Genomic DNA, 5,110 nt, shown 5'->3' on the forward strand with positions numbered 1-5,110 from the left:
GTCGTCATTTGTCGGTGTGAAGTTGATTTCGGCGCTCTGCTCGCCGCGCGGTATAATGTCAAACAGCGGGCAGTCCTCGCTCCAGTTGAGCCTGTCGCCGTCGGCGTCCTCTGCGAAGATGAGCAGCCTGAAGTTCTTCCCCTGGCTCGCGACCTGGTCCATTATCGGGCTCAGGACCGGGTAGCGGTTCACGTAGAGCGTCCTTGAGGCGAGCGGTGTGCCCATGAGCGCCAGCCAGACGGTGTGGCTCCCGCCATCGGGAATCCACTTGAAGCTAACCTCAGTCTCGGCCTGCGGGGCCAGAGGGAGCTCCGTTGCGCATATCTCGCGCGAGCTCTCGAAGCTCTCTCCATCGTGTAGAGAGACCCGAATTCTTATCTCGTCGGGCGCGGGGTTCTCGAAGGTTGCATTGAGTTCCAGCACGTCGCCCTCGTTGAGGAGGCTAGGAGCGACGGAGAAGCTCTTGAATTTGACTGGCCTCTCCTCCTCACCAAGGTTTACCGAGGGCTCGGGCGTGATGTATCTGCGGACGAAGATATTGTCAAAGTGAATCTCGGCATCTGTGCAGGTATCTATTGTGGCGATAAGGGTTGGGTAGAGTGTCGTGCTCGCTATGAGCGAATTGGTGTAGGTCCCTTTATCGACGCCGTTTATTAATATCTGCACTTTTCCGATGGACCAGTCCAGTAGCCTTATCTCATAATTATAATAGCGCCCATCGATATCAGAAGGATCGAGTATAATTCCGTTCTCGTACGCCCATCCCACGCGATATAATCCTATCTCATTGTGGCCATCCCAGCCGTTACCAATTTGTCCGACAGCAGATATTTTCCAGGCGGTGCTGTAATAATATCCCACGTAAGCGCCCATTTTCAGGCCTGCATTGGGTGTACCAATTCTTAAAATGGAGGATATTGCATAACCACTCGAGGTTATGGGGAAATTTGTTTTATATCGCTCTTCGTTTCCTTTATAAGAAGAACTCCCGAACGCCTTCAAGACTCCCCCCGAAATAGTATATGTGATGACTGAATTGTCCTCCACAGTCCAATTATTAAGATTCAGATTGCCGCCATCAAATCCATCATAGAATAAGAATGTCGTGCTGGCATCACTTTCCGACGCCGCTCCGGAATTTCCATAATACATATAGACAGTTGTGAAAGCTCCTCCTGCGAGACTGCTTACATTTACCCACACACAGGCATATTTCCCATTATTTTGATTTTCTATCCAATAGGGGAGTGGGATATAGGTGTTAGTTGAAGAGTTGAATTGCACAAACCTGAGGTCCGAAAAGTCCGTTTTCATATGGCTCGTCCATGTAATATTCAATAGGATTTGATAACCTGAAATGCTCGTGGGATTTCCCCGATTGTCTATCATCACAGGCCTTCTATAGTTCCACTCGTACTTCCACCATGGCTCGTAGGAGCCGTTTCTGCAATCTATCCTACTCTCCGCAGTGTAGGCCCCGTCAATTTCCGGAGGCCCGTGAGATAAAGAACTCACCATTGGTGGCGTGCTCAGGATCACAACAAATATCAATAGGAACCATTTATGGTTACCCATGCCTCAACCTCCCCTGCAAGTCATTAATTAGACTGATTATTTTTAAGCTTTTTTTAGAGATAGAGCTGCCTATTTAAATGACCCTGAGCTTAAAATCTGCCCGCCGAGCCCTACCCCCTAACCCTCCTGACGAAGCGCAGCCACCTCCTTTCGTCCTCCACCCTGCTCATCAGGGCCTCCTTCGCCACGCTCCTTTCTCCGGCGTCGCCAAGCTTTCTCAAGTGGCTCAACGCCCTCAGGATGCCCAGCGCCTCCCTCATCAGCGCCAACGCGGAGGCCTCGTCTATGTCCCCTTCCCTGATAGAGCGCTCGAGCTCCGCTACCCTTCCCTCGAGGGCGGCGCAGAGCGCATCGACCTCGCCCAGCTCTCGGCGCGTCCATCGCTCCCTCTCTAGATAGGCTAGCACGGTTTCCCTGAGCGGGAGCTTCCTCCCTTCCACCTCGACGAAATCCGGAATTCTGGTCCCAACCTCTGCGAATGCGGAGCGAATTCTTGCCAGTATTCGCCCCCTTTCATCAGGGCTCAGCACACCGTCCCAGTTAACCAGTTCCTCGTCGCCCCCACCGCTCACGGGAGCATGAATGGGTCTTGGTCCTAATGAAGTAGTGGGGTCTTGGGCGCTTTTCAATGGCGCCCTCGGCACCGAGCGCGCCCGGACTCGGAAGGGCATAAGGGGTCCGAGGAACGGCCCGTGTCTCCCATCCTTCCGAAAAATTAATTCCCGATAGTCCATATTTCGCCACGGAGAGGCGGATGCTGACCGTAGAGGCGTCTGTAAAGCCGAGCGAGGACGGGGAGAAGGTCCGGAGGGCGATGCTGAACATTTTCCCGGACCTGAAATTCGAGGGAGTCGAGTCCGGGGGTCGGGAGCAGGGCCCGGAAGAGCGGGGAACGGCTGAAGATCGAATAGTTGAAGAAGGCGAGGGGAGGGGAGGAGGCACCGGAAATGGCACCGGAAAGGAGACATGGGCGGGGGAATGCGTGGGAGGGAAGGGGGAAGGAAAGCCCCCTGCCGGAGAGCAAAGAGGGCCTGAGCCCGTGATTCAGAGCGCCACCGGTGCTGTGACCGTCCAGCCCGAGTACAGACTCGTGGGCAGGGGAGAGTCGGTGGCGAAATTCGCTGAGCTACTCAGGCGCCAGAGAATTCGCGACGCCGCCCGCCGGGTTCTCCTGAAGGGAATGAAGGGCGAGAGCCTCACTGTATTCAGGCTGAACAAGCAGGCCGCTTTTGTGGGAAAGGTGAGTTTCTCCGAAGGAGAGAGTCCATTGGGCGACATCACTGTCAGGCTGGAACACCCAGGGCTGATGGCCCTGATAGACAGCGTTGCACCGGACACTAGGAAGCAGCTGAAACTGAGTGGGAAGCGCGTAGCCGCCGGCGGAAAGGGTATCTGGCGAGAGGCGCATTTGCAGTGGAAAAGGGGCGAGCCCTGGGACTGGAGGAGGGAACTCGAAGGGGGCGGGGAGGACGAGGAAGAGTAGCCTGGTTCGAGCCTGGGCGATTGAGGATCATGCGCTGTGTCGGCGCGCGATGAAGCTTGGGGGGTCGGGAGGGGGGCCGGACCGGTGAACAGAATCGCAGTCTCAGTTCCAGCCCTCTGCCATGAGCCTGTGGAGGAGGTGGCGCCCCGAATTCTGGGGAAGTTCTCCGTCTGGGAGGTCGTGGCGGAGTACAGGCACCACCTGAGAGCAATCAGACAGTTCCTTCGCGAATTCCTCGGGTCTAATCATATGGAGCTTCAGGTCCATGCGCCCTTGAGCGATATCAACATCACATCCTTCTCGGAGAGGGTACGCGAGGCCTCGATGGCCGAGACAGTCGAGACCATCGCCATTGCCGCTGAGCTGGGAGCGCTCTGCGTCACCGTCCACCCTGGCCTGATGTCGCCCGTGTCTAGAATGGCTCCGGGGCGCGTCCGAGAGCTGGCGCTCGCGGCGATGAGGAGGCTCGACGCCGCGCGTGAGGAGCACGGGGTGCCAGTCGCAGTGGAAAATATGCCGCGAATGAGGGCCCTGCTCTTCCAGACCCCGGCCGAGGTGCTGCGGCTTGTCGAGGGCACGGGGCTGGGCCTGTGCTTCGATATCGGCCACGCCCACACCTGCGGAAATGTGGAGGAGTTCCTAGAGCTCGCGCCGCGCTTCACTAACGTCCACATCCACGACAACACAGGTGAGAGGGACGAGCATCTCGTTCTGGGGAGGGGGACCGCGCCGCTCGCCCCTGCTCTGCGCGCCCTGAGAGATTACAGGGGAACCTATGTAATCGAGGCCAACACGCTGGAGGAGGGCGTTGAGAGCCGGAGGGTTCTGGAGGGCTTGCTGGGACAAGACTCCTGACAGAATCACCTGCGAAAAGCTCGGGTCCTAGACAGGAGCCGAGCCTCAGGCCATCTCGTCGCCTAGCCGGGCGAATCTGAACCCCCATGCACCGACGGGCACCGAATTCAGAGCGCCCGGGTGAATTCGAGGGCTAAGTCGCTCTCGGAGCCCCCTCTCTCATTTAGCCGCTTCACGCCCTCAGATGGACCACGGGCCTCCTCCGCGCCACGAAAACGATCCATCTGCTGCTCGAGGTCAGGGGCTCCCCGCTGTACCCGCCCCACCTCTCCATTATCTCGAGACCCGCGCCCTCGAGCAGCGCCTTGAGCCTGTTGGGCGGGAGGAGCTTCAGGTCGAACTCGTTGTCCACGACGCGGCAGCCCGCCGGCCCCACGTGCTCCCAGCGGAAGCGCATGTGGAGCAGGCCGCTCTCGCTGTCGACCTCGACTGTATTGCGCCTGCAGACCCTGCTCCCATCGGGCAGAATTCTGGTCACGCTCAGGCCGTCAGGGTGGCCCCCGCGCAGTGAGAGGGGGTTGAGGCAGGCGACCGCCAGCGCGCCGTCAAGGCTCAGATGGCGTTTGAGACACGCGACGGCGGCGTCCTGGTCCGCAGGCTCGATCAGATGGAGGAAGGAGCTTAGGGCGACAATTATCAGGTTGAACTCCCGGCCCAGGTCGAATGAGCGGACATCCTCCCTGCGGAGCTCGAGCCTCCGCTTTACTTCTTCACCCTCGGCCTCGAGCTTCTTTCTGGCGAGTGCGAGCATGCCCTCGTGAGAGTCGAAGGCCACAACGTCGTACCCGGCCCGCGCGAGCGGGATGGCGAGGCGCCCGGTCCCGCACATCGCGTCCAGAACCGGCGAGCCGAACCTGCGAGCCAGCGCGGCGTAGAACTGGAGGTCAAAGAGCTCGCCGTAGTACTGGTCGTAGAACTCCAGGGCGGCGTCGTAGCCCGCGTCGGTTCTCTCCACCGGCGCTCAAATTGATGTCGCTGTTATTAGTCTTTGCGGGCGGCGGAGGGATGTGATATCCTAAAATTACTTCTTCTCGGCGCTTCCAGGTGGTCTTTGTTCTACCCATCCTCAAAACTCCTCCTTATGGACCTTTAAATACTCCTTCCGCTCATGAGGCCTGAGCTTGCGCACGAACGCCTGAATCGGGGTCTCGGCTCTATCCAAATTAAGACTCATATGCGGTTTGTCTGTATTGTACC

5 protein-coding genes are annotated in these 5,110 nt (G+C 58.2%); 2 read left to right on the forward strand and 3 right to left on the reverse strand.

Annotated features, from left to right (window positions below; genetic code table 11):
- On the reverse strand, positions 1-768 hold a 768-nt coding region (locus tag QW379_10415), incomplete at its 3' end, for a hypothetical protein (protein ID MEM2870808.1).
- A gap of 917 nt (positions 769-1,685) precedes the next feature.
- Positions 1,686-2,147, reverse strand: coding sequence for a DUF5788 family protein (locus QW379_10420; protein MEM2870809.1), 462 nt, complete (start codon positions 2,145-2,147; stop codon positions 1,686-1,688).
- A 182-nt stretch (positions 2,148-2,329) separates the two neighbouring features.
- On the opposite strand from QW379_10420, the gene QW379_10425 reads away from it, so the two are divergent.
- Positions 2,330-3,058, forward strand: a complete 729-nt coding sequence (locus QW379_10425) for an RNA-binding domain-containing protein (protein ID MEM2870810.1) — start codon at positions 2,330-2,332, stop codon at positions 3,056-3,058.
- Between the two features lie 84 nt (positions 3,059-3,142).
- Entirely contained in the window at positions 3,143-3,913 is a 771-nt protein-coding gene (locus tag QW379_10430) for a sugar phosphate isomerase/epimerase family protein (GenBank protein ID MEM2870811.1), read from the forward strand.
- A gap of 172 nt (positions 3,914-4,085) precedes the next feature.
- On the opposite strand, the gene QW379_10435 is transcribed toward QW379_10430, so the two are convergent.
- Positions 4,086-4,868, reverse strand: coding sequence for a methyltransferase domain-containing protein (locus QW379_10435; protein ID MEM2870812.1), 783 nt, complete (start codon positions 4,866-4,868; stop codon positions 4,086-4,088).
- Positions 4,869-5,110 lie beyond the last annotated feature (242 nt).

It is taken from the genome of Thermoplasmata archaeon (genome assembly GCA_038851035.1).
Classification (GTDB): domain Archaea; phylum Thermoplasmatota; class DTKX01; order VGTL01; family VGTL01; genus JAWCLH01.